The following is a 21,686-nucleotide window of genomic DNA, read 5'->3' as shown; positions in this document are numbered from 1 at the left end:
CGAGCCAGTAGGCAACGCCCGCTATCGCTACCCGCGCGGAGCTCTTCGGACCGATCTTCGGCAACTGCGTCTTCCCGGAGTAGCTAGCGCTCGGCCGAGGGCGGACGCGTGATGCGTCCGCCCTCACGGCTGTCAACGACAGCGAGACGGTCAGCGCGATCCCGCGCCGATCGCGTGGACGCCGCCGTCGACGTGGACGATCTCGCCGGTGATCCCTGGCATCCAGTCCGACAGCAGGGCACAGACCGTCCGCGCCACCGGTTCGGGGTCGGTCGTGTCCCACCCGAGCGGCGCCCGCTCCTGCCAGATCGGTCCGAAGCCGGCGAACCCGTCGATGCTCTTCGCGGCGACCGTCTGTAGCGGTCCGGCGGCCACGAGGTTGACGCGCACGCCCTGCGGACCGAGCTCGCGGGCCAGGTAGCGCGAGGTGGATTCGAGCCCCGCCTTGGCGACGCCCATCCAGTCGTAGGTCGGCCACGCCACCGATGCGTCGAAATCCAACCCCACCAGCGACGCACCGTCGGCGGCGGCCAGGAGGTCGCGGAACGCCCGGCCGAGGGCGGCGAACGAGTAGGTCGAGACGTGCACGGCCGTGGCGACGTCCTCCCACGGGGCGTCGAGGAACCCACCGCCGAGGCAGGACGGAGGGGCGAACCCGATCGCGTGCAGGATCCCGTCGACCCGACCCCACCGGCGCTCCAGATCCTTGGCCACTGCCGCCAGATCATCCTCGGAGGTGACGTCCAGCTCCAGGACGTCGGGCGGGTCGGGGAGGCGAACGGCGCTGCGCTCGGTGAGACGCCGGGCGCGGCCGAACGAGGTCAGCACGACCTCAGCGCCCTGCTCCTGGGCGACGCGGGCGACCGAGAAGGCGATCGAGCGGGGGTCGAGCACGCCGGTGATGAGCAGCTTCTTGCCCTCGAGCAGCACGGGGACTCCGATGGTCGTGGGACGGATCAGGTGGGGTCGTGGACGCGATCAGATGGGTCGTCGATCAGGCCGACGACGACGGCGAGCGCGACGCCGCCGTCGTGGGACAGCGAGCACGACCAGTCGCTCGCCCGACCGCGGAGGTGCAGGCGCGGGGCGCCGACCTCATCGCGGCGCACTTCGACGGCGTGGAAGGGCAGGCGCAGGTCGCCGAGCGCCTTGCGTGCGGCTTCCTTGGCCGCGAACCGGGCGGCCAGCCGCGCGCGACCGGTCGGCGATCCGAGCGCCACGCCCCCACGGGTGCAGTCGGCCACCTCGGCACGGGTGAAGACCCGGTCGACGAAGCCCGCACGGCGGTCGGCGACGGCCGCGAGCCGGGCCACGTCGACGACGTCGCAACCGGTCGCGACCCTCACGCCCCACCCCCGATGGCCGAGAAGTCATCGGCCCGATCGAACCCGGACAACGTGATGAGCGCGTCGTGGAGGTCGTCGGTGAACGCCCGCCGGGCCCGCGGCGTGTCCGACGTCGGCGCGGCCAGCGGTTCACCGAAACGGACGGTCACGCGTCCACCACGCAGCTTCGGACGGCTGCCGATGGGCCAGACCTCGAAGATGCCGACGACCGCCGTGGGGACGACGGGGGCTCCGCTGGCAGCCGCCAGGCGAGCGACCCCGCTGCGCAGCCGGTGGACACGACCGTCGCGGCTGCGGGACCCCTCGGGGTAGACGGCCACGGCCCGATCGTCGTCGAGCAGATCCGTGAGCACGTGCAGTGCCGCGGCGTCGGCGTCCCCCCGGCGGAGCGGGACCATGCCGATGCGCGGCAGCAGCGGCCCGAGGACCGGGACGGACACGAGCCGAAGGTCACCGAGGAAGTGGATCGGCCGCTCGAGGGCGACCGCGATCGCGACCGAGTCCGCGTGCGACTGGTGGGTCGAGGCGAGCAGCGTGGCCCCATCGGTGGGGACGTGGTGGGCGCCCTCCACGCCGAGCCGGAGCCAGGCGCGGAAGACCGGACGCAGCGACAACCGCACGAGCGAGCGAGCGCCCGGGACCATCGCGGTCGGGCTCTGGCCGGTGCGGACCGGTGCCGACACGACGGTGGCGCGGGATGACGGGGTGGAGCTCAACGGGACCTCACTGGGGCATGTTGTCGTGGACGAACCCCGGCTGCCGAGCTCCACGTAGCGACCTGAGGATGGCCACGAGCGCCGAACGGGTGTCCTCGGGTGCGATCACCTCGTCGACGCTGCCGCGGCGGGCGGCCACGTCGACGTCCATCGCGTCCCGGCGGTACCCGGCGATCAGTTCGTCACGCCGCTCCGGTTCCTCGACGATGGCGCGGCGGAAGACGATGTCCGCGGCCCCCTCGGCGCCCATGACGGCCAGCTCGGCACCTGGCCAGGCGAGCACCGCATCCGCCCCGATCGAGCGCGAGTTCATCACGATGTACGCCCCGCCGAAGGCCTTGCGCAGCACGACCGAGACACGCGGGACGGTGGCGGAGGTGAACGCGTGCAGGAGCTTGGCGCCCTTGCGGATGACACCTCCGTGCTCCTGGGTCGTCCCGGGCAGGAAGCCAGGCACGTCGACCGCGACCACGAGCGGTATCCCGAAGGCGTCGCAGAAGCGCACGAAACGGGCGCCCTTCTCGGCCGCCGTCCCGTCGAGGACTCCGGCCAGCCACCGCGCCTGGTTGGCGACGATCCCGACGGTGCGCCCGTCGATGCGCGAGAACCCGATGACGAGGTTCTGCGCCCAGTGGGCCTGGACCTCGAGGAACCGTCCCCCGTCGACCACCCCGCGGATCAGGTGCCGGACGTCGTAGGGGGAACGGCCGTCCTCGGGGACGACCTCGCGCAGGTCCACCTCGGGTGGGTCCTCGACGGGAGCTTCGGTCGGTCGCGCCCACGCGGAGTCCGGCAGGTAGCCGAGCAGCTCGCGCGTGACGGCGAACGCCTGCTCGTCGTCATCGACGACGAAGTGGGCGGAACCCGACCGCTCCCCGTGGACCTCCGGGCCACCGAGGGAGCGCGCATCGACGTCCTCCCCGGTCACGGCCTTCACCACGCGGGGGCCGGTCAGGAACATCGACGCCTCATCGCTCATGATGGTGAAGTCCATGAGCGCGGGCGAGTAGGTGGCGCCACCGGCACAGGGGCCGAGCAGGAGTGCGATCTGGGGGACGCGGCCGGAGGCGGCGACGTTGGCGGTGAAGACGCGGCCGTAGCCGTCGAGCGCGGCGACCCCCTCCTGGATGCGCGCGCCACCGGAGTCGTTGATGCCGATGACCGGTACGCCTCCCCGCGCGGCCTGCTCGATGCACCGCGCCACCTTGTCCGCGTGTGCCTCACCGAGGGAGCCACCGAGCACCCGGCGGTCCTGGGCGTAGACACCGACGGAGCGGCCCTCGACCGCGCCGGTCCCTGCCACGACGCCGTCACCGTCCGGCCGCTGCCGTTCGAGCCCGAACCCGCTCGCCCGGTGCTGTCTGGCCGAACCGAGCTCGACGAACGAGCGTGGGTCGAGCAGGCGGGACAGGCGTGCTCGGGCCCCGTCCCCCGGCTGCAGGGCGGTGGCGTCGAGCGCGAAGGTCTCGGTGCGGGTGGCCTCGGTCACGGCGTGCTCCGGGGTTCGGGGGCGAGGGGGCGTCAGCTGCGGGGGGCGTCAGGTGTGATGGGGCCGGGCTGGTCAGGCGCGGGTCAGGACGAGGGCGGCGTTCTGGCCTCCGAAGCCCATGGAGGTCGACAGGACCGCGTCGAGTGCGACCTCGCGTGGTGAGCCCGCGACCACGTCGAGATCGATCTCCGGGTCCTGGTGGGTCAGGTTCGCGGTCGGCGGGACGAGGCCATCGCGCAGCGCCAGGACGGCGAACGCAGCCTCGACGGCGCCCGCCGCGCCGAGCAGGTGGCCGGTCACACCCTTGGTCGAGGTGACCGCGACCCCGTCGAGTGCCGCGCCGAACACGGCCCGGAGAGCCCGGGCTTCAGCGACGTCGTTGAGCGGCGTCGAGGTCCCGTGCGCGTTGACGTGGCCGATGTCGTCCACGTCGAGCCCGGCGTCCTCGATCGCCCGTCGGATGGCGAGGATCGCGCCCCCGCCGTCCTCGGGTGGTGCGGTCGCGTGGTGCGCGTCGGCGGACGCGCCGGCACCGGCGATGAGCGCCAGCACCTGTCCGCCGCGGGCAGCCGCGTGCGCCGCGGACTCGAGCACGAGCACGCCCGCGCCCTCACCCATGACGAACCCGTCGCGGTCCACGTCGAAGGGCCGCGAAGCGCTCGCGGCGTCGGGGTTGCGGGACAGGGCACCCATCTGCGCGAAGGCGCTGACCGCGAGGCCGGTGATACCCGCCTCGACGCCACCGGCGACGACCACGTCCGCGGCGCCGCTGCGGATGAGGTCACGCGCGACGTGGATCGCGGAGGCGCCGGCCGCACAGGCGGTGTTGACGGTGAGGTTCGGGCCGCGGGCGCCGGTTCGGATGGCGACGGTCCCGGCCGCGGTGTTGGACAGCATCTTCGGCACGAACATCGGACTGACCCGCCCGGGGCCCTTCTCGATGTAGCGGGGGTACTCCTCGGCCCAGGTCTCGGCGCCGCCGATGCCGGAGCCGAGCACGACACCGACGCGATCGCCATCGGTGGCCGTGATGCGATCGGGGTCGCCGCCGTCGGTCAGACCGGCGTGCTGCACCGCCTCGCGCGCCGCGAGCAGCGCGAGGTGGGTGAACCGGTCCAGCCGCCGGTTCGAACCGCGCCCGAGCTCGGCATCCGCGTCGAACGCGGGTGCCGCGCAGGCGATGGTCACCGGGGTCCCGGCCGCGAGCAGGAGCTCGTGCGGTGCCGCCGCGGACTTGCCGGCGAGCACCCCGTTCCAGGCGTCGGTCACGCCACGCCCGGCCGGCGTCACGAGGCCGAGCCCCGTGACGACGACCTCGTCGCGGCCCGAGCGCTGCAGGTTCGGCTCGGTCACGCCGCGCCTTCTTCTTCGCGCCCCGCGCCCGAGGCGACCTGCTTCTCGGCGACCTTGTCCATCGCGTCCTGGACGGTGCGGACATCCTCGAGCTCCTCGTCCTCGAGCTTCACGCCGGTCTCCTCCTCGAGGACCAGGGTGAGCTCGACCACGTCGAGCGAGTCGAGGCCGAGCGCTTCGAAGGTGGCGCCGGGGGTGACGTCCGCTTCGGGTACGCCGAAGGTGTCCACCAGCAGGGTGGTGAAGGTGGGCAGCAGGTCCTGGCTCATGTCGTGCTCCTGTTCGTGGGTCGTGCAGGTCGGGTCGTGCAGGTCGGGTCGTGCAGGTCGGGCGTGACGGGTGGTCAGATCGCGGCGCCGCCGTCGACGGGCAGGACGGCGCCGGTGATCGCACCGGCCTCGTCGGAGGTGAGGAAGCGCACGGCGGCTGCGACCTCGTCGGTGGTCACGGCACGGCCGGTCGGGGCGAGCCCGAGCAACGCCTCGCGTGCCGCGTCCGGCAGGGCGTCGGTCATCGCGGTGGCGACGAACCCGGGGGCGACGACGTTCACGGTGATGCCCTTGCGCGCCACCTCGCGAGCCAGGGACTTGGTCAACCCGATCAGGCCCGCCTTGGACGCCGCGTAGGCGGTCTGTCCGGCGTTGCCGCGCAGCGCGACGATCGAGGCGATGTTGACGATGCGACCATGTCGGGCCCGCATCATCGGACGCATGGCCGCCCGCGACACCAGGTACGCGCCGCGGAGGTTGACCTCGACCGTCCGGTCGAACCGCGTGGGATCGAGCCGCACCAGCAGGTCGTCGTCGGCGACGCCGGCGTTGTTGACCACGACCGCGAGCGTGCCGAGCTCGGTCGCGCGGGCCACTGCGTCCGTGACGGAGTCCTCGTCGGTGACGTCGAGGTGGATCGCTTCGGCGGGTACCTCGCCGCCGTGCGGCACCGCAGAGGCACAGTCGATCGCCACCTTCTCGGCGGCGTCGCGGTTGCCGCCGTAGCCGACGAGGACGGTGTGGCCGGCGGCGGCGAGGTGGCGGCAGATGGCCGCGCCGATGCCGCCGCTCCCCCCGGAGACGAGGGCGATGGTCGGGGTGGGCGAGCTCACGCGTCCTCCTCAGGGTCCCAGGTCAGCAGGCACGAGGCCCACGTCAGGCCGGCACCGAACGCCGTGAGCAGCACCGTGGCACCGGGCTTCAGCCGGCCACGGTCACGTGCATCGGCCAGGGCCAGCGGGATGGAGGCCGCCGAGGTGTTGGCGTGGACGTCGACGGTCACGTGGCTGCGATCGGGGTCGATCCCGAGGCGTTGGACGACCGCATCGAGGATGCGGGCGTTCGCCTGGTGGCCGACCAGGAGATCGACGTCGTCGACGCCGAGACCGGCGGTGTCGAGCACCGCACGCGACGACGCGACCATGCGCGTGACCGCGTGCCGGTAGATGTCACCGCCACGCATCCGCAGGTAGGGGTCGCCGTCGGCAGTCGGTGCGATCGGCGTCCGCGTCCCACCATCCGGGCACCACAGCATCGAGGGATCCAACCCGTCCGAGCCGAGGTCGAACGGGCCGAGGTGTGCGTGCTCGTCGGGCACGAGCACGGCTGCGCCCGCACCATCACCGAACAGCACGCGGACCGCACGATCCTCCGGATCGACGATGCGGGTCATGGTCTCGGCACCGATGACGAGCACCGCACCGTCGCCGGTCGCCGCGAGGGCACCGCCGACGCGCAGCCCGGTCACGAAGCCGCTGCACGCGGCGTTGACGTCGAACGCGGACACCTCGGTGCCGAGGGCGGCGGCGACCAGGGGGGCGGTCCCGGGGACCCGGTGGTCCGGGGAGGTCGTGGCGACCAGGACGGTGGTGACGTCCTCGATCCCGAGCCCGGCGTCGGCGAGCGCGGCCTTGCCCGCCGCGGCCGCCAGGTCCGACGTGGCCTCGTGCGGCGCGGCGACGTGCCGTTGGGCGATCCCCGTCCGCGAGCGGATCCAGTCGTCCGAGGTGTCGAGTTCGGCGGCGAGCTCGTCGTTGGTGACGATGCGCGCAGGCAGACCCACGCCGAGCCCGGCGATGCGGACGGGCAACACGGTGCCGACGGTGCGGGGGTGTTCGAGGGTGGCGGTCACGCAGCGGTCCCGCGGTCGAGCCACAGGACGGCGTCTCCGGCGTGCACCGGCTGGGTCGGGCGGAGCATCGGGCCGCCGATGCGTCCCGCCGTCACAGCGCGCAGCTCGTGAGCCCGACCACCAGCCTGCACGCGCGCGACCACGTCACCCGCCCGGACGCGGGTGTCGACGGCGAGGTGATCGGTCAGGTGCCCCGCGACCGGGGTGCTGACGATGCTGCAGGCAGGGATGGGGATCACGATCGTTCCTCGGTCGGAGGGTGTGGGTCGGGGTTCGGCGGGCAGGGGGTTGGCAGCGCGATGCGACGCGTCGGCGGCGACCCCTCAGCGGGCTCCGACGACGACGCCGAGCTCGACCGCGAGGGTGTGCGCGTCAGCGGGGGTGGCGACGGAGCGGATCTCGAGGTCCGGGACCGTGCGCTTGGCGAGACCCGCGAGCACACCTCCGGGTCCGACCTCGATCAGGTGGGTGATCCCCTGCGCGGCGAGCGCGAGCTGGACCTCGCGCCAGCGGACGGGTGCGAGCAGGGCGCCGAGCAGGGCATCGGCGACGGCGGACCCCGTGGTGAGCGTGCGGAGGTTCACGCCGCTGACGATCGGGACCTGCGGGTCCGCGATCGGCGCCGCGTCGAGCGCAGCGGCGAGGGACGACACGGCTGGCCCCATGGCGCGGGAGTGGAAGGCGCCCTCGACCTCGAGCCGGACGAACCGCCCACCCGCGTCCCGCACGTCCTCGCGCATCGCGTCGAGGGCCGCCTCGGGTCCGGCGACCACGACCTGGCCCGGCGCGTTGTCGTTCGCGACCACGACGTCGGGATGCCCAGCGAGGACGGTCGCGACGACCTCGGGCGCGAGCTTGACCAGCGCTGCCATGGAGCCCGGTGTCGCCTCGCACGCCGAACGCATCGCTTCTCCGCGAGCCGCGACCAGACGTGCGCCAGCGGCGACGTCGAGGCTGCCGGCCACGATGGCGGCGCTGCACTCCCCGAGGCTGTGCCCGGCGACCACGTCGGGTCGCAGTCCCGCCGCCCGGAGCGCCGCAGCTGCGGCGAGCGAGGCCGCCAGGATCGTCGGTTGCGCGTCGGCCGTCCGCGAACCGGTCCGGCGATCGGCCGCTAGCTGCCGGACGTCCCGCCCAGTCGCCGCAGCGACCTGGTCGACGACGTTCGACGCGGCGACGGCGAGGGGGGTGAGCTCTTCGCGCCCGCCGGCACCGGTCGCCTCGGCGACGCAACCCGTCCGCAACGACCCCTGTCCGGGCAGGACCCAAGCGAGCCGCACACGCGCTCCTTCTGACATCGACGTCAACTTCAGATCCACAACCTGACACAGACGTCAGGTCAAGTCAAGCTCCGACGACGGGTCCGCACGCCGGACGCCCCGACGGCCCGACGGCCCGCTCCTACCGCTGCCGTCGCTGCCGTCGCTGCCGTCGCGGTGGCGGTAGCGTCCCGTCGTTCGCCAAGCTCGGAGACCGCGTGGACCGTGACGGCTGTCTCGCCTGGGACGCGGCCGACCCGCTCGGTGCGCGCCGCGACCTGATCGCCCTCCCCGACGGGGTGATCTACCTCGACGGCAACTCGCTCGGACCGCTCCACCATCGCGTCGCGACACGCCTCCGGGAGGTCATCGCCGACGAGTGGGGCGAGGGCCTCGTCACCAGCTGGAACCCGTCGGCATCCGGTCCCGGCTGGGTCGGGCTCCCCGGTCGGGTGGCCGCCGGGATCGCGCCCTGGATCGGGGCGGATGCTGACGAGATCGCCGTCGCCGACTCGACCTCGGTGAACCTGTTCAAGGCCCTGGCGGCAGCCTGCCGCCTGCGCCCCGACCGACGCGTGATCCTCACCGACGACGCGAACTTCCCGACCGACGTGTACGTCGCCGGCGGCCTCGCCGAACTGCTCGGCGACCGCGAGGTGCGCGTCGTCCCGACCCGCGAGGTGGCCGACCACCTCGACGACGACGTCGCGGTGCTCACCCTGACCCACGTCGATTACCGGACCGGGCGCCGACACGACGCGGGCGCGCTGACCCGTGCCGCGCACGATGCCGGGGCGCTGGCCGTGTGGGACCTGTCGCACTCGACGGGCGCGCTGGCCGTGGACCTCCACGCCTGGGACGCGGACCTCGCCGTCGGCTGCACCTACAAGTACCTCGACGGGGGTCCGGGGGCACCCGCCTTCCTGTACGTCGCCCGTCGCTGGCACGATCGGGCCAGCACACCCTTGCAGGGATGGTTCGGGCACGAGCGCCCGTTCGCGTTCGCCGAGCGCTACGAGCCGGCCGCCGGTGCCGACCGGTTCCTCGACGGCACCCCCCCGGTGCTGAGCCTGGCCGCCCTCGAGGCCGCACTCGAGCTGCGGGTAGGCATCTCACCGGTCGCTGCCGAGGCCAAGGCCCGCCACCTGACCGACCTGTTCATCGCACGGGTCGACGCCCGACTCGACGGCGAGGTCGAGGTCGTGACGCCCCGCGACCCGAGCGACCGGGGTGCGCAGGTGTCGCTCCGCCACGAGCACGCCGCGGCGGTGATGAGCGCCCTCATCGAACGTGGCGTGGTCGGGGACCACCGCCCGCCGGACCTGCTGCGGTTCGGCTTCTCGCCGCTCGTGGTCCGTGCCGTCGACGTCCACGACGCGGTCGAGGTGCTCGCCGAGGTCCTCCGCACCTGTGCGTGGGACACCGACCAGCACCGAGCCCCACGCACGGTGATCTGAACAGGCGCTAGCTGAGGGTGATCGCGCGGCCCTCGTCGGCACCGATCCGGGCGGCGATGTCCGCGAGGACGTCGCGCGGCACGGCATCGTCGAGCGACAGCGCCATGATCGCTTCGCCGCCGACCGCACGACGCCCGACCTGCGCCGACGCGATGTTGACCCCCGCCTCGCCGAAGCCCGTCCCGACGGAACCGATGACACCGGGCCGGTCCTCGTAGCGGAAGAAGGCCATGTGCTCGCTCGGCTCGACATCCACGGGCGTGTCCCAGACCTCGATGAGACGCTCGCGGTCACCGGGCTGGACCACGGTCCCCGACACGCGGACCGTGTGGCCGTCCCGCGTGAGGCCGGACACCCGCAGGACCGACACGTAGTCCTCGGAGTGCGGGTCGGAGACCTCGCGGACCGACAGGCCACGCTCGTCGGCGAACAGGGGGGCGTTGACGAACGTCACGGGCTCGGAGACCACCGCCGAGAGCAGGCCCTTGATCACCGACAGCCCGACGATCCGGGTGTCCTCGTCGGCGATGGCTCCGGCGGTCTCGACCGTGACCTCGCCGGTCAGCCCATCATCGGCGAGGGCGGCGAGCAGGCGGCCGAGCTTCTCGGCGAGCGGCAGGTAGGGCTTGACCGCATCGGGGACGGGGCCGCCCTGGACGTTGACGGCGGAGGGCACCAGTTCGCCCTTGAGCGCGAGATCCACGGCCTCGGCGACCTGGATCCCGGCCCGGTCCTGGGCCTCCTCGGTCGACGCCCCGAGGTGCGGGGTCACGATGAGGTTCGGCAGCCCGAACAGGGGCGAGTCCGTCGTCGGCTCGACGTCGAACACGTCGACCGCAGCGCCGGCGATGAGACCGTCCGCGAGCGCCTTGGCGAGGTCGGCTTCGACCACGATGCCACCGCGGGCGACGTTGAGCAGGCGGGCGGTCGGCTTCATCTTGCCGAGCCGGTCGAGGTCGAACAGGCCGACGGTGTCGGGGGTCTTCGGCAGGTGGATGGTGACGAAGTCGGCCTCGGCGAGGACCTCGTCCACGGTGTCGGCGAGGTGCACGCCGAGCCGCGCGGCGCGATCGGGCGCGACGAACGGGTCGAAGGCGATCAAGCGCATCCCGAAGGCGTGGGCGCGCTGGGCGACGAGGGTGCCGATGCGACCGAGACCGAGGACACCGAGGGTCTTGTCGTGCAGCTCCGAACCGTTCCAGCTGCTGCGCTCCCACCGGCCGTCGATGAGGGCGGCGTGGGCCTGCGGGACGTTGCGCGCGAGGGCGAGCAGCAGCGCCATCGTGTGTTCGGCGGCCGACACGATGTTCGACTGGGGCGCGTTGCAGACCACGACGCCGGAGCGGGTCGCCGCCTCGATGTCGACGTTGTCGAGCCCGACGCCCGCGCGGCCGACGACCTTGAGGTTCGTGGCCGCGGCGATCACGTCGGCATCGATGGTGGTCGCCGAGCGGACGACGATGGCGTCGTAGTCGGCGACGATGGCGATCAGCTCGGCCTTCGACAGGCCGGTGTTGACGTCGACCTCGTGGTCGACGGCCAACGCGTCGACGCCGGCTTGAGCGAGCTTGTCCACGACGAGGATGCGCACGGGAGACCTTCCAGGTGGAGTGCGGGCGGCGCACCGGTCGGCCGAGCGGCAGGAGGGGCGCCTCGAGGGATGCGGACAGGGTACGGGGCACCTGCGGTGCCGCCGTACCCGGGACGGTACGAACGGTGCATCGCCGCGATCGCGAGCCGACCTCGTCCCCCACCCGCGCGGTGGCGCCGACGGCCCGTGTCGCGGGGCCGCCCCGTGGCGTAGCGTGGTGCTCTGACCATCCGCGGGGGAGCGTCCGGTGCGTCGTCCCGTCGTCTCGCTGCTCACGATCGCGCTGGTTGCCGCGACGGCGTTCGGTCTCCCGTCGGCCACCCCGACGCCAGCGGTCGCCCAGACGTCGGCCGATCCGTGCGCTGGCGCTCCCCGTGCCCCGTACGTCGACGTCAGCGACGGCGGGACCCACACGCCGGCGATCGACTGTCTCCACGGTCTCGACGCCATCCGGGGCCGGCTCGTGGACGCGTTCGAGCCGGGGACGACGATCCGGCGCGACCAGATGGCGACGATCGTGGCGGCCGTCATCGAGGCGGCGGGCGGTTCGCTGCCGAGCCCGGGTGCCAGGTTCTCCGACGTGGACGGCAACGTCCACCGCGACGCGATCGAGCGCTTGGCCGCCGCCGGCATCGTCCAGGGGGTGGGCGGCGGCCGCTACGCCCCGGCCGCGCGGGTGCCTCGGGGTCAGATGACCGTCTTCCTGGTGCGGGCGCACGACCACGTGCTGGGCGCTTCGGACGAGCCAGCGCCGGACGCCTTCACCGACGACGACGGGCACCAGTTCGAGCCGTTCATCGACCGCGCGGCGCAGCTCGGGCTCGCCTCCGGGAGGACCGCCACCACCTTCGCCCCGGCCGAACGGGTCACCCGCGGACAGACGGCCACCTTCGCCGCCAACCTGTTGCAGCGCTCGCGTCAGGACGGTGTCATGGCCGCGACCACGTGGGGCTTCACCGCGACGGTCCGTGCCCTCCCCGCGTCGCTGCGGTCGCAGATGACCGGGAGCTCCTGGCACTCCGGCCGCGACTGTCCACCCTTCGACGACCTCCGTCTGCTCGAGATCGTCCACCGGGGCTTCGACGGGCGTGACCGCGTCGGCCTGATGGTGCTGCACCGTGACGCCACCACCGTGGTCCGCGACGCGCTCGGGGACGCCTACCGGTCGGGCTTCCGCATCGAGCGGATGCGGTTGATCGACCGGTACGGCGCCGACGACGACCGGTCGATGGCGGACAACAACAGCTCGGCCTTCAACTGTCGGACGGTCGCCGGCACCAACCGCCTGTCCGAGCACGCCTACGGACGAGCGCTCGACCTCAACCCCGTCCAGAACCCCTACATCACGAGCGGCGGCACGGTCTACCCGCCCGCCGGAGCGGCCTACCGGGACCGGTCCAACGTGCGCACCGGCATGCTGGTCCGCGACGGGGCGACCGTGCAGGCCTTCCTCACCCGCGGGTGGCGGTGGGGCGGGGACTGGAACCGCTCCAAGGACTACCAGCACCTGTCCGCCACCGGCCGCTGATCGACGGTCATCGTCCCCCAGCTCCACGGCGGCTGTGGACGGCATAGGCCCAGAGGCACGTGTCCCTGAGGGCGCTGGCCCGCGGCGACCCATCGGATGCGAGCGCTCTCCACGGCGCCGCCGCGACCGCCGAGCTGGGACGTGGCGTACACGCGGTTCGGACCGGACAGGTCGGCTGTCGCGTAAGCTCGTGACATGGCGTTCACGCGGATCAACATCGACCACCGCATCATGGGCGGTCTGCCCTGCATCGCAGGGACCCGCATCCCCGTGGCCATGCTGGTCCGCATGGTCGCCGCCGGTACGACCGTGGAGACCATCCTCGAGGACTACCCGCAACTGGAGGAGGACGACGTCCGCGAAGCCCTCCGCTTCGCGGCCGCCAACATCGACCAGCGGGTCGTACCGCTCGATCAGAGCGCGTGAAGCTACTCGTCGACGAGGCACTGCAGAACGGCGTGGCGCTCTCCTTGACGGAGGCCGGTCACGATGCCACCCACATCCGTCTGCTTGGGCTCACGGGGCACACCGACGACGAGGTCCTGGCCCTGGCACTACGCGAGGATCGCGTGCTCGTGACAACGGATACCGACTTCGGAACGATCCTGGCACTGACTGGCGCGGCAGGTCCCAACGTTCTGCTCCTACGTGGCGTCGGTGACTCCGCCGCAGAACGTGTCGCCGCGATCCTCGACGTCCTCCCGCGCATCGAATATGAACTGTCCCAGGGCGCGGTCGTGGTGATCGAGGAAGAGCGCTACCGCATCCGCTACCTCCCGATCGACGACTCGTGATCCGCCAGGTCACCTCCGGAACGGCTAAGCGCCATTCGCCGCGCTGACCCGCGAAGAGCCCGCACACAGTCACGTGCCTCGGGCGGGTCGCTATTGCGGGCTTGTTGGGCACGTAGGTCGGTCTTCCCCTGACGTCCAGGCCAGGAGTAATGTCGAAGACCAGCCGGCAGACACTGGGGCGAGATGTTGATCGGGCAGGCCGATGTAATCCCGCTCCTACCCGATACGGCTGAGAGGGTATGGGGGACGGTCGCGGCCTTGATGGTTGCCGCGATCGTGGTCGTCATCGTGGCCGCGATCCTCTGGATCACCCGGGCGGCCGTACGCCGTGGTGGGGAGGCCACGATTGCTAACCCGCCTCTTCGACGGATCCTGTTCCGCACCGCCGCGGTCGCGGGCTCGGGCGTTCTCCTCGCCACAGTTGCTTGGCTGGTCGGCGTGAACGTCCGGTGGGTCGTGAGTAGTGCGATGGGGTGGCTGACCCCGACGGTCACCCTCCTGACGGCATGCCTCCTCGTCGCGGTGACGCTCGAGCTGCTCGCACGGCACGCCAAAGACGACGATCACGACGCCACGCCTTCGCCGGAGCTGGCCGAGGGCGGACCGATCAGCTCGTAGCGGCCGCTGACCACGCGGCGCAGAGCCGGGACTCAACGAGGCACGGGACGACGAGGGCACGATTCGCGAGCCGCGCGTCAACCACCGCGTCGAGGTGGCGCATGCGGTCGGTGCCCGCCGCTGGCTTCACCGCCCGTCACCCCCAGTCTCGAGCGCGTAGCGATAGCGGGCGTTAGTTAGCGCTCGGTCTCGGTCGGCCGCTCGAGGGTCCGCATGGCCCACGCGATGAGCGCGAGAGGCGGCACGATGACGAACGCCACCACCCACTTCGTGTCGGTCTGCGCTCGGGCCAGGGTCAGCTCGACGAGTCCCGCCACCACGACCGACAGCAGCAGCCCGGTGACCACCCACGCCGCGCCGGCCTCCCGCCCGCTGGCGATGAGGACGGCGGTGGCGAGCCCGACCGGCCACGCCACCGACCACGTGACCGGTAGCCAGCGAGCCGCCCAACTGAGTCGCCGGCGGCGCGGCCCCAACACCCTGTCGTCGACAGCGGCGAGCCTCTGCAGAACGGTCCGCCCCGGCACGGGTCCCTACGAGCGTCATTGCATCGATAGCTTCGACGGTAGACAGCTGGACCCCTGCTCGGGCCCGCTGACGTCCCCTCGGCCTAACGTGGAGGAGAGCCGGCGTCGCGTAGCGAAGTCCTGCATGTGCCGTCGAGTGAGGTGAGATGTCCGGGAGCCGGGGCGCGGGACCGAAGGCCCGGCGCGCGCATGCTGGGCCGCGGTCAGAGCCGCCCACCCCGCTCGCAGCATGGGCGAGACTGTTGGCGGCGGTGACGGTGGTCATCCTGGGCGTCTTTCCGGGTCTCGTACTCGACCGTGTATCGCCGCCAGCGCTTCGCGTCGCACTCAGCTTCATGCTCTTTACGGTCGGTGGCGCGATCATGATCGAAGCGCTCCGTCGCCACGCCGCAGCCAGCCGCTACCACATCGTCACAGCCATCGTCGGAGCTGTCGGCGCTGCGCTCTGGACCATCTGGGCGGTCGGAGAGACCCTGTTCTGGCTGACTCGCTACTGAGGGTGGTGAGGGATCATCCGGGGGTTAGGAGCCGCTCCCGAACGTGCCCACAACCGCCGCATCTGGGTGGAAGACACGGGCGTTGTCGCTACGCCCGGTGGGGTTCTCGGTTGCGGGACGGCGGTCGGGTCGCGTTGACGGTTGCGGGCATGCCCGTTGGCTCGCCGGGCACGGTGGATGAGCGATTGGACCGTCGTGGATGGCGGTCAGGCAGGGGTCCAGAGGCGATCGACGGGCACGACGTGGATCCGGTCTTCGGGACTGTAGGACCGCTGGCCGGTGTGGAACGCAACACCGGCGACGAACGCATCGCCGAGCTCGTCACGAAGCGCCTTGAGCCCGTTCAGGTCTTTGCCGGTGACCTTCGTGCTGGCCTTGACCTCGATGGCGATGATCCGGCCGTCGTCGAGTTCGAGGACCAGGTCGACCTCGATGCCGTCGTGCGTGCGCCAGTGGCCGGTGCCGGCGACTGCTGCGAGCCATGACGCCTGCTTGAGAACCTCGAACACGACGAAGGTCTCCAGCAGATGACCGAACTGCTGCAGGCTGGTGGCGTCATGTCGGGCGAGCTTGCTCGGACCGAGGCGCAGCAACCTGCTCGCGAGACCGGAGTCGACCACGTGCAGTTTGGGGGTGGCCACGGCACGGGCCCGCAGGGTCTTCCCCCAGGCCGGTAGCCGGTGGATGAGGTAGACATCCTCGAGTAGACGGGTGTAGTTCTCACCGGTGTCGGGTGTCAGACCAACCTGCTCTGCGGCAGCTCGGATGTTGAGCAGCTGGGCTGTCTGCCCCGCGAGCCGTGCGAGCAACTTCGGCAGCGACTCCTTCTGGCGGATGCGGGAGAGCTCCTGGACATCACGTAGCAGGCTGAGGGTCACGTAGTTGTCGAACCAGCGGTTGCGGGCCGTCTCGCTGCGACCCAGGGCCATGGGGAACCCACCGGCGGTGATCCGGGTGATGTAGTCGTCGCGAGTCGTGGACGACGGCGTAGCCGTGACCAGCGCGCTGGCATCCTCGAGGACCATGTCGAGGAAGTGTTCGTGAACGCCGGCGATCTCGCCCTGCGAGAGCGGGTAGACGGTCATGCGGTGCAGCCGCCCGGTCAGAGACTGGGCAGCGGCAGGCAGGGCGTCGTGACGGGTGGAGCCGGTGATGACGAAACGGCCCGGCCGCGCATCACGGTTGAGCTCGGCCTTGATGGCGTCGAGCAGGTCGGGGACGTGCTGATACTCATCGATGCAGACCGGCGCGGACCCGGAGACGAACAGCGCAGGGTCTCCGGCAACCGCACCCCGAGTGGCCAGATCATCGAGGTCGACAACCTGGACGCCATGGGCGTCAGCGATGTGGCGCAGCAGGGTCGTCTTGCCCACGGCACGGGGGCCCTGTAGCGCTATGACCGGCTCCTCAGCGAGCAGATCAGAGACCAGAGGCCGGATACGGCGTTCCACCAGGCCCACCACGGTCCACACCCTTTTGCTGTGCTCAGAAAGTTCGGTGATTTGAGGGTAGCAGCGTCGGCTATTTGAGGCACGAAGCGGCGGTGATCCGAGGAAGCGAACAGCGGTGATACCACGAACTCTGATCCGACGTCTGATCCGGCGAAGGTGAGGGGTTGTGGGCTGCGACGGCACGGGCGCGGCCCACCGGGGCCGGTGCTGACGGGGTCAACGCCGTCACGGGCTGGATTGCGGTCGACCGACCTACATAGGCAGAACCGCCGTGTTGGATCGGCCGGGCGCGCCCGGCCGGTCGACACCCGTCAGCGGTCGGCGACCCCTCGGACCTCGTCGGGGAGCTGGTTGATCAGCGTCGGCGTCGCGCGAGCGACGTAGCTGAGCAGCGCCTGCTCGACCTCCTCGGCGAAGCCCTGCTCGACGACGGACGCCCCCATCAGCTCGGCCCAACGGAGCGCGGCCTCGGGGGTGATGGGGAACGGCGCGTGACGCAGCCGCAGTCGCGGGTGGCCGCGAGTGGCCGAGTACAGCTCGCCGCCACCCCAGTACTGGGCGAGGAACAGCGCGAGCCCCTCCTTGCCGGGCTCGAGGTCCTCGGGGTACATCGGGCGCAGCAGCGCGTCGCGCTCGACCCGTCCGTAGAAGGCATCGACGAGCGCGACGAACGCGGGCAGGCCACCGGCCCGGTCGAACACGCTGACCTCGGCGGGCTCGATCACAGCGCACGCTCGAGGAAGGCGACGTCGAGGTACCGACCGAACTTGTGGCCGGCCTCGGTGAGGGTGCCCCGGTGGACGAAGCCGAACCGCTCGTGGATCGCGATCGAGCCGTCGTTCGGCAGGGCGACGACCGAGTACGCGCGGTGGAAGTCGCTGGCCTCGAGCCGGTCCAGCATGGCGTGGAACAGCGCACCGCCCACGCCTCCCCCGGTCGCGTCCGGAGCCACGTAGACCGTCACCTCGACCGAACGCCCGTACGCGGGTTTCGGGCGGAACGGCTGGGTGGCGATGAAGCCGGTGACCTGCCCGTCGACGGTGGCGACGAGGAGGTCGTAGGGCCCACCCACCACCTCGGTGTCGAACTGGTCGCGCCACTCGCGCGGGGTGCGGACCTGGGTGTTGAAGGTGATGGTCGTGTTCAGCACGTAGTGGGTGTAGATCGCGGCGATGGCCGGCAGATCGTCAGCGGTGGCATCGCGCACGACGACGTCACGACCCGTCGGGTCGGGGCGGATGGTGTCGGCGATCCTCGTCACGCCGCGCACGGTACCGGCCACCACACCCCCCACCGGGCGGGCCGGGTCAGTACAGGCCGGCGGGGCGGAAGCGTTCGTCGTGGAGGCGGAGCGCGTGACGGTCGCTCATCCCCGCGACGTGGTCGACCGCTGCCTGCAGGTCGGTCGAGTCCGGCAAGCGGTAGGCGTCGGGGATGCTCTCCGGGTGGTCGGCGAACCACTCGACGAGGTCCTGGATGACGCGGACCGCCCGGGTCGCGTGGGCACGGGCCTCGTCGCGCAGGTAGACCCGCTCGAACATCCAGTCGCGGAGCTGGTCCATGACCACGAACGTGTCCGGATCCATCGTCACGTGGCCGGCCGCCAGCGAGTCGCCGATCACCTGACGGACCATCGAGTCGATCCAATCCGGCCCGGGCGGCCCGAACGCGTCGCGGAAGCGTGCGGGGACGTCGGTCGGGGTGATGACCCCGGCCCGGACGGCGTCCTGCACGTCGTGGGACAGGTAGGCGATCCGGTCCGCGTACCGGCACACCCACCCCTCCGCGGTGATCGGTGGTGGGTCGTTCTTCCACGACGACTGCGAGATCCCGTCCCGGGTCTCGACGGTGAGGTTCAGGGGCTCGAGCAGCTCGACGACCCGGACACCGTGGATGGCGTGCTGCCACTCCCCCTCGACGTACGGGGTCAGCGCGTCCTCGCCGGTGTGACCGAAGGGCGCGTGCCCGATGTCGTGGCCGAGGCAGATCGCCTCGGTCAAGGCTTCGTTCAGCGCCAACGAGGACGCGATCGCCCGGCCCACCTGCGCGACCGCCAGGGTGTGGGTCAGCCGGGTGACGAAGTGGTCGCCCTCGGGGTTCAAGAACACCTGGGTCTTGTGCTTGAGCCGCCGGAACGCCTTGCTGTGGAGGATCCGGTCGCGATCGCGTTCGAAGGCCGTCCGGTGCTCGTCGTCGGGTTCGTCGTGATCGCGACCCCTCGTGTCCGCCGCACAGGTCGCCGCCGGGGAGAGCCACTCGCGCTCCTCGGCCTCGCGGACCGCGCGGGTGCGGTGCCGCAGCCCTCCCCCGGGACGATCGGGCGGCGAGGTCCCCAGGCTCACACGTACGCCCCTGCGTGCGTGCCGGCGTCGTCGAGCTCCTCCGAGGCATCACCGCTCGGTCCAGCGATGATGCGCTTGCGGATACGTGCCGACACCAGGTCGACGGCGATCGTCACCAGCACGATGACCGCCAGCATGATCCCGGCGCGCTCCCACAGCCGACGACCGAGCACCGAGGACAGCAGCGAGCCGATACCGCCGGCCGCCACGACGCCGAGGATGGCGCCCGCGCGGATATTGATCTCGAAGCGGTACAGCCAGAAAGCGACCACCTCGGGCATGACCTGCGGCAACGTCCCCCAGCGCAGGATCTGCAGCTGCCGTGCCCCCGATGAGCGTGCGGCCTCGACCGGCCCCGGGTCGATGCCCTCGATCACCTCGCTGGTGAGCTTGCCGAGGGTGCCGATGGAGTTGATGCCGAGCGCCATGGCGCCGGACACCGGACCGAGCCCGAAGATCGGCAGCATGATCATGATGGCCCAGATCAGCTCCGGGATGGCCCGGATGGCGTTCAGGATCGCCCGGGACGCCAGGACCACGACGCGCGGCGACACGTTGCGTGCCGCGAGGAACCCCATCGGCAGCGAGAACATCGCGCCGATGACGGTCCCGATCCAGGCCATGTGGAGCGACTCGATCATCAGCGCGAGCGCGTTGCGCCAGTACCCCGCGATGGTCTCGTCGGTGGGATCGGTCAGGACACCCTCGCTCATGAACCCGAGGTAGCGGGCGAAATCGGCCGGGAAGCCCGGGAGCCGGCTCCAGCGGGACTCGACCAACCAGAAGCACGCGAGGATGATGATCGCGAGCACGACCATCCCCACGGTCCGCCGCGCCTTGCTCGGCGGGGCCGGACGGGGTGGCGCGCCGGGGGCCGGCGGCAGCACGGTCGCGCGGCTCACACCAGCCTCCGTCGCAGGGCGATCGAGATCTGGTCGAGGATGACCACGATCACGAAGAAGGCGAAGATGACGGCGCCGAGGCGCTCGTACTCGAAGCGGCTGAGCGTCACCTTGATGACGTTGCCGATCCCCCCCGCACCGACGAGCCCGAGCACGAGCGAGGCGCGGATGTTGAGCTCGAAGACGTACAGCGAGTACGACAGGTACCCGGGCAGGATCTGCGGCACGACCGCGACCCACGCGGTCTGGACACGTCCCGCTCCCGAGGCCTGGGCCGCTTCCACGGGGCCGAGATCGACGCCGTCGACGGTCTCGGAGGTGAGCTTGGCGATGATGCCGATGTTGAACATGATCAGCGCCATGATGCCGCCGAGCGCGCCGGTCCCGACCGCGGCGACGAACAGCAGCGCCCACGCGATGTCCGGCAGCGACCGCACCACGCTGAGCCAGGTGCGGACCAGGCCGTAGAGGACGCGGCCGCCGTTGGTGACCCGGCTGGCCAGCAAGGAGATCGGCAGCGCGACCGAGCACCCCACGGCCGAGGCGATGACGGCGATGTAGAGCGTCTCGACGAACCGCGGGTAGGCGCGCGGGAGGAAGGACCACTCCGGGTCGAAGAAGCGACGGATGATGTACCAGCCCGCCACCGCCTGCTCGGTGAACAGGGGCGCGAGCGAGAACCCGATGCCGCCGAGCGGTTCGAGCATCGCCCACAGCGTGATCACGACGAGCGCGACCGCGCCGACCCAGATCGTCCACGGCACGGGCGGCTTGCTCGGGCGCCGCCGTGTCGGAGCCGGTGCGGTGCCGAGGCTCACGAGCTCTCCTCGGCGGCCGCCTCGTCGAGCTTGACCTTCGCCGCAGCGGTGTCGATCACGTCCTCAGCGGTGAGGCTGCGGCCGTAGATCGTCTCGAAGACCTGCTCGTCGGCTTGATCGCCGGTGCCGTCGAAGACGACCCGTCCGTCGCGCATACCGATGATGCGGTCCCCGTAGCGTCGGGCGAGGTCGAGGAAGTGCAGGTTGACGATGGTCGTGATCCCGAGCTCGCGGTTGATGCGCTGGAGGTCGCGCATGACCACGTTCGCCGTCGGCGGGTCGAGCGATGCGACCGGCTCGTCGGCGAGGATGACCTTGGGCTCCTGCGCGAGCACGCGAGCGATGGAGACCCGCTGTTGCTGACCGCCCGACAGGTTCGAAGCGCGCACGTACGCCTTCTCGACGATCTCGACCCGTTCGAGCGCGCGGAACGCGATCTCCTGATCCTCGGCCCGGTAGATGCCGAGCACGGACCGGAGGGTCGAGGTGGCGTGCAGGCGACCCATCAGCACGTTCTTGAGCACCGACGTGCGCTTCACGAGGTTGAAGGACTGGAAGATCATCCCCACCTCGCTGCGCAGGGCACGCAGGTCACGTCGACCTGCTCCGTCGACGCGTCGGCCGTGCACCTCGAGCGTCCCCGAGCTGAGCGGGACCAGCCCGTTGACGGCGCGGATCAGCGTCGACTTGCCGGCACCGGAGAGCCCCACCACCACGACGAACTCACCGTCGTGGATGGTCAGGTCGAGCTCCTTGAGCGCCTCGACCCCACCGGGGTAGACCACGGAGGCCTTCTCGAACCGGATCACGTGGGACTCCTACGGCCGTGGGGGGGGGGGGGGGGGGGGGGGGGGGGGGGGGGGGGGGGGGGGGGGGG

25 protein-coding genes are annotated in these 21,686 nt (G+C 71.6%); 6 read left to right on the top strand and 19 right to left on the bottom strand.

Features of this window, described 5'->3' with window-relative positions; genetic code table 11:
- Positions 1–150: 150 nt before the first annotated feature.
- From fabI to WEB03_RS07100, 10 genes are all read right to left on the bottom strand, one after another.
- Complete coding sequence (gene fabI, locus WEB03_RS07145) at positions 151–942, bottom strand: enoyl-ACP reductase FabI (protein WP_368070258.1); 792 nt, start codon at positions 940–942, stop codon at positions 151–153.
- Positions 943–956: 14 nt separating this feature from the next.
- Positions 957–1,346, bottom strand: coding sequence for a 4'-phosphopantetheinyl transferase superfamily protein (locus WEB03_RS07140; RefSeq protein ID WP_368070257.1), 390 nt, complete (start codon positions 1,344–1,346; stop codon positions 957–959).
- Positions 1,343–2,062 carry a lysophospholipid acyltransferase family protein gene (locus WEB03_RS07135; protein WP_368070256.1) on the bottom strand — a complete coding sequence of 240 codons (720 nt, stop codon included), beginning with the start codon at positions 2,060–2,062 and terminating at the stop codon, positions 1,343–1,345. Before WEB03_RS07135 ends, WEB03_RS07140 begins: the two co-directional genes overlap by 4 nt.
- A gap of 7 nt (positions 2,063–2,069) precedes the next feature.
- Positions 2,070–3,551 (bottom strand): acyl-CoA carboxylase subunit beta, encoded by a 1,482-nt coding sequence (locus WEB03_RS07130; RefSeq protein WP_368070255.1) that lies wholly within the window; start codon positions 3,549–3,551, stop codon positions 2,070–2,072.
- 72 nt (positions 3,552–3,623) lie between these two features.
- On the bottom strand, positions 3,624–4,904 hold the full coding sequence (locus WEB03_RS07125) for a beta-ketoacyl synthase (protein WP_368070254.1): 1,281 nt from the start codon (positions 4,902–4,904) through the stop codon (positions 3,624–3,626).
- Positions 4,901–5,173 (bottom strand): acyl carrier protein, encoded by a 273-nt coding sequence (locus WEB03_RS07120; RefSeq protein WP_368070253.1) that lies wholly within the window; start codon positions 5,171–5,173, stop codon positions 4,901–4,903. The genes WEB03_RS07125 and WEB03_RS07120 overlap by 4 nt, the downstream gene beginning before the upstream one ends.
- A 74-nt stretch (positions 5,174–5,247) precedes the next feature.
- On the bottom strand, positions 5,248–6,006 hold the full coding sequence (locus WEB03_RS07115; protein ID WP_368070252.1) for a 3-oxoacyl-ACP reductase family protein: 759 nt from the start codon (positions 6,004–6,006) through the stop codon (positions 5,248–5,250).
- Positions 6,003–7,025: a beta-ketoacyl-ACP synthase III gene (locus WEB03_RS07110; protein WP_368070251.1), complete on the bottom strand. Its 1,023-nt coding sequence runs from the start codon at positions 7,023–7,025 to the stop codon at positions 6,003–6,005. Before WEB03_RS07110 ends, WEB03_RS07115 begins: the two co-directional genes overlap by 4 nt.
- The gene (locus WEB03_RS07105) at positions 7,022–7,264 is read right to left on the bottom strand and encodes a hypothetical protein (RefSeq protein WP_368070250.1); all 243 of its coding nucleotides are present in this window, start codon (positions 7,262–7,264) and stop codon (positions 7,022–7,024) included. Before WEB03_RS07105 ends, WEB03_RS07110 begins: the two co-directional genes overlap by 4 nt.
- Before the next feature lie 84 nt (positions 7,265–7,348).
- Complete coding sequence (locus WEB03_RS07100; RefSeq protein WP_368070249.1) at positions 7,349–8,305, bottom strand: ACP S-malonyltransferase; 957 nt, start codon at positions 8,303–8,305, stop codon at positions 7,349–7,351.
- Positions 8,306–8,502: 197 nt separating this feature from the next.
- On the opposite strand from WEB03_RS07100, the gene kynU reads away from it, so the two are divergent.
- Entirely contained in the window at positions 8,503–9,741 is a 1,239-nt protein-coding gene (gene kynU, locus WEB03_RS07095) for a kynureninase (RefSeq protein ID WP_368070248.1), read from the top strand.
- A gap of 7 nt (positions 9,742–9,748) precedes the next feature.
- Here the strand turns inward: kynU and serA are convergent, their stop codons facing one another.
- Positions 9,749–11,332 (bottom strand): phosphoglycerate dehydrogenase, encoded by a 1,584-nt coding sequence (gene serA / locus WEB03_RS07090; RefSeq protein ID WP_368070247.1) that lies wholly within the window; start codon positions 11,330–11,332, stop codon positions 9,749–9,751.
- A 247-nt stretch (positions 11,333–11,579) separates the two neighbouring features.
- Here serA and WEB03_RS07085 point away from each other — a divergent pair, with 247 nt between their 5' ends.
- The 4 genes from WEB03_RS07085 (at position 11,580) to WEB03_RS07070 (ending at position 14,272) form a co-directional block, all read left to right on the top strand.
- On the top strand, positions 11,580–12,860 hold the full coding sequence (locus WEB03_RS07085) for a M15 family metallopeptidase (RefSeq protein ID WP_368070246.1): 1,281 nt from the start codon (positions 11,580–11,582) through the stop codon (positions 12,858–12,860).
- Positions 12,861–13,055: 195 nt separating this feature from the next.
- Positions 13,056–13,286 (top strand): DUF433 domain-containing protein, encoded by a 231-nt coding sequence (locus WEB03_RS07080; protein WP_368070245.1) that lies wholly within the window; start codon positions 13,056–13,058, stop codon positions 13,284–13,286.
- On the top strand, positions 13,283–13,654 hold the full coding sequence (locus WEB03_RS07075) for a DUF5615 family PIN-like protein (RefSeq protein WP_368070244.1): 372 nt from the start codon (positions 13,283–13,285) through the stop codon (positions 13,652–13,654). Before WEB03_RS07080 ends, WEB03_RS07075 begins: the two co-directional genes overlap by 4 nt.
- A gap of 258 nt (positions 13,655–13,912) precedes the next feature.
- Positions 13,913–14,272, top strand: a complete 360-nt coding sequence (locus WEB03_RS07070) for a hypothetical protein (RefSeq protein ID WP_368070243.1) — start codon at positions 13,913–13,915, stop codon at positions 14,270–14,272.
- Between the two features lie 176 nt (positions 14,273–14,448).
- Here WEB03_RS07070 and WEB03_RS07065 read toward each other — a convergent pair whose 3' ends face one another.
- Entirely contained in the window at positions 14,449–14,688 is a 240-nt protein-coding gene (locus tag WEB03_RS07065) for a hypothetical protein (RefSeq protein WP_368070242.1), read from the bottom strand.
- A 368-nt stretch (positions 14,689–15,056) separates the two neighbouring features.
- Here WEB03_RS07065 and WEB03_RS07060 point away from each other — a divergent pair, with 368 nt between their 5' ends.
- Entirely contained in the window at positions 15,057–15,296 is a 240-nt protein-coding gene (locus WEB03_RS07060) for a hypothetical protein (protein WP_368070241.1), read from the top strand.
- Positions 15,297–15,502: 206 nt separating this feature from the next.
- Here WEB03_RS07060 and WEB03_RS07055 read toward each other — a convergent pair whose 3' ends face one another.
- From WEB03_RS07055 to phnC, 7 genes are all read right to left on the bottom strand, one after another.
- The gene (locus WEB03_RS07055; protein WP_368070240.1) at positions 15,503–16,930 is read right to left on the bottom strand and encodes an ATP-binding protein; all 1,428 of its coding nucleotides are present in this window, start codon (positions 16,928–16,930) and stop codon (positions 15,503–15,505) included.
- A gap of 128 nt (positions 16,931–17,058) precedes the next feature.
- Positions 17,059–17,472 carry a globin gene (locus WEB03_RS07050; RefSeq protein WP_368070239.1) on the bottom strand — a complete coding sequence of 138 codons (414 nt, stop codon included), beginning with the start codon at positions 17,470–17,472 and terminating at the stop codon, positions 17,059–17,061.
- Complete coding sequence (locus WEB03_RS07045) at positions 17,469–18,008, bottom strand: N-acetyltransferase family protein (protein ID WP_368070238.1); 540 nt, start codon at positions 18,006–18,008, stop codon at positions 17,469–17,471. The genes WEB03_RS07050 and WEB03_RS07045 overlap by 4 nt, the downstream gene beginning before the upstream one ends.
- A 46-nt stretch (positions 18,009–18,054) precedes the next feature.
- Positions 18,055–19,089 (bottom strand): HD domain-containing protein, encoded by a 1,035-nt coding sequence (locus WEB03_RS07040; RefSeq protein WP_368070237.1) that lies wholly within the window; start codon positions 19,087–19,089, stop codon positions 18,055–18,057.
- Positions 19,086–19,991 carry a phosphonate ABC transporter, permease protein PhnE gene (phnE, locus tag WEB03_RS07035; protein WP_368070236.1) on the bottom strand — a complete coding sequence of 302 codons (906 nt, stop codon included), beginning with the start codon at positions 19,989–19,991 and terminating at the stop codon, positions 19,086–19,088. Before phnE (WEB03_RS07035) ends, WEB03_RS07040 begins: the two co-directional genes overlap by 4 nt.
- Positions 19,988–20,809 carry a phosphonate ABC transporter, permease protein PhnE gene (gene phnE / locus WEB03_RS07030; RefSeq protein ID WP_368070235.1) on the bottom strand — a complete coding sequence of 274 codons (822 nt, stop codon included), beginning with the start codon at positions 20,807–20,809 and terminating at the stop codon, positions 19,988–19,990. Before phnE (WEB03_RS07030) ends, phnE (WEB03_RS07035) begins: the two co-directional genes overlap by 4 nt.
- A complete protein-coding gene (gene phnC / locus WEB03_RS07025; protein WP_368070234.1) occupies positions 20,806–21,618 on the bottom strand; it encodes a phosphonate ABC transporter ATP-binding protein in 813 nt (270 codons plus the stop codon). Before phnC ends, phnE (WEB03_RS07030) begins: the two co-directional genes overlap by 4 nt.
- Positions 21,619–21,686 lie beyond the last annotated feature (68 nt).

The organism is Nitriliruptor sp. (genome assembly GCF_040882075.1).
Taxonomy (GTDB): Bacteria; Actinomycetota; Nitriliruptoria; order Nitriliruptorales; family Nitriliruptoraceae; genus Nitriliruptor.
The sequence above is the reverse complement of the archived record's forward strand: the minus strand, read 5'-3'. Positions and strand labels throughout refer to the sequence as shown.

Excerpts from the sequence above, each read along its gene's own strand:
- WEB03_RS07120 (WP_368070253.1), bottom strand. The coding sequence starts at position 5,173 with ATGAGCCAGGACCTGCTGCCCACCTTCACCACCCTGCTGGTGGACACC.
- WEB03_RS07080 (WP_368070245.1), top strand. The coding sequence starts at position 13,056 with ATGGCGTTCACGCGGATCAACATCGACCACCGCATCATGGGCGGTCTG.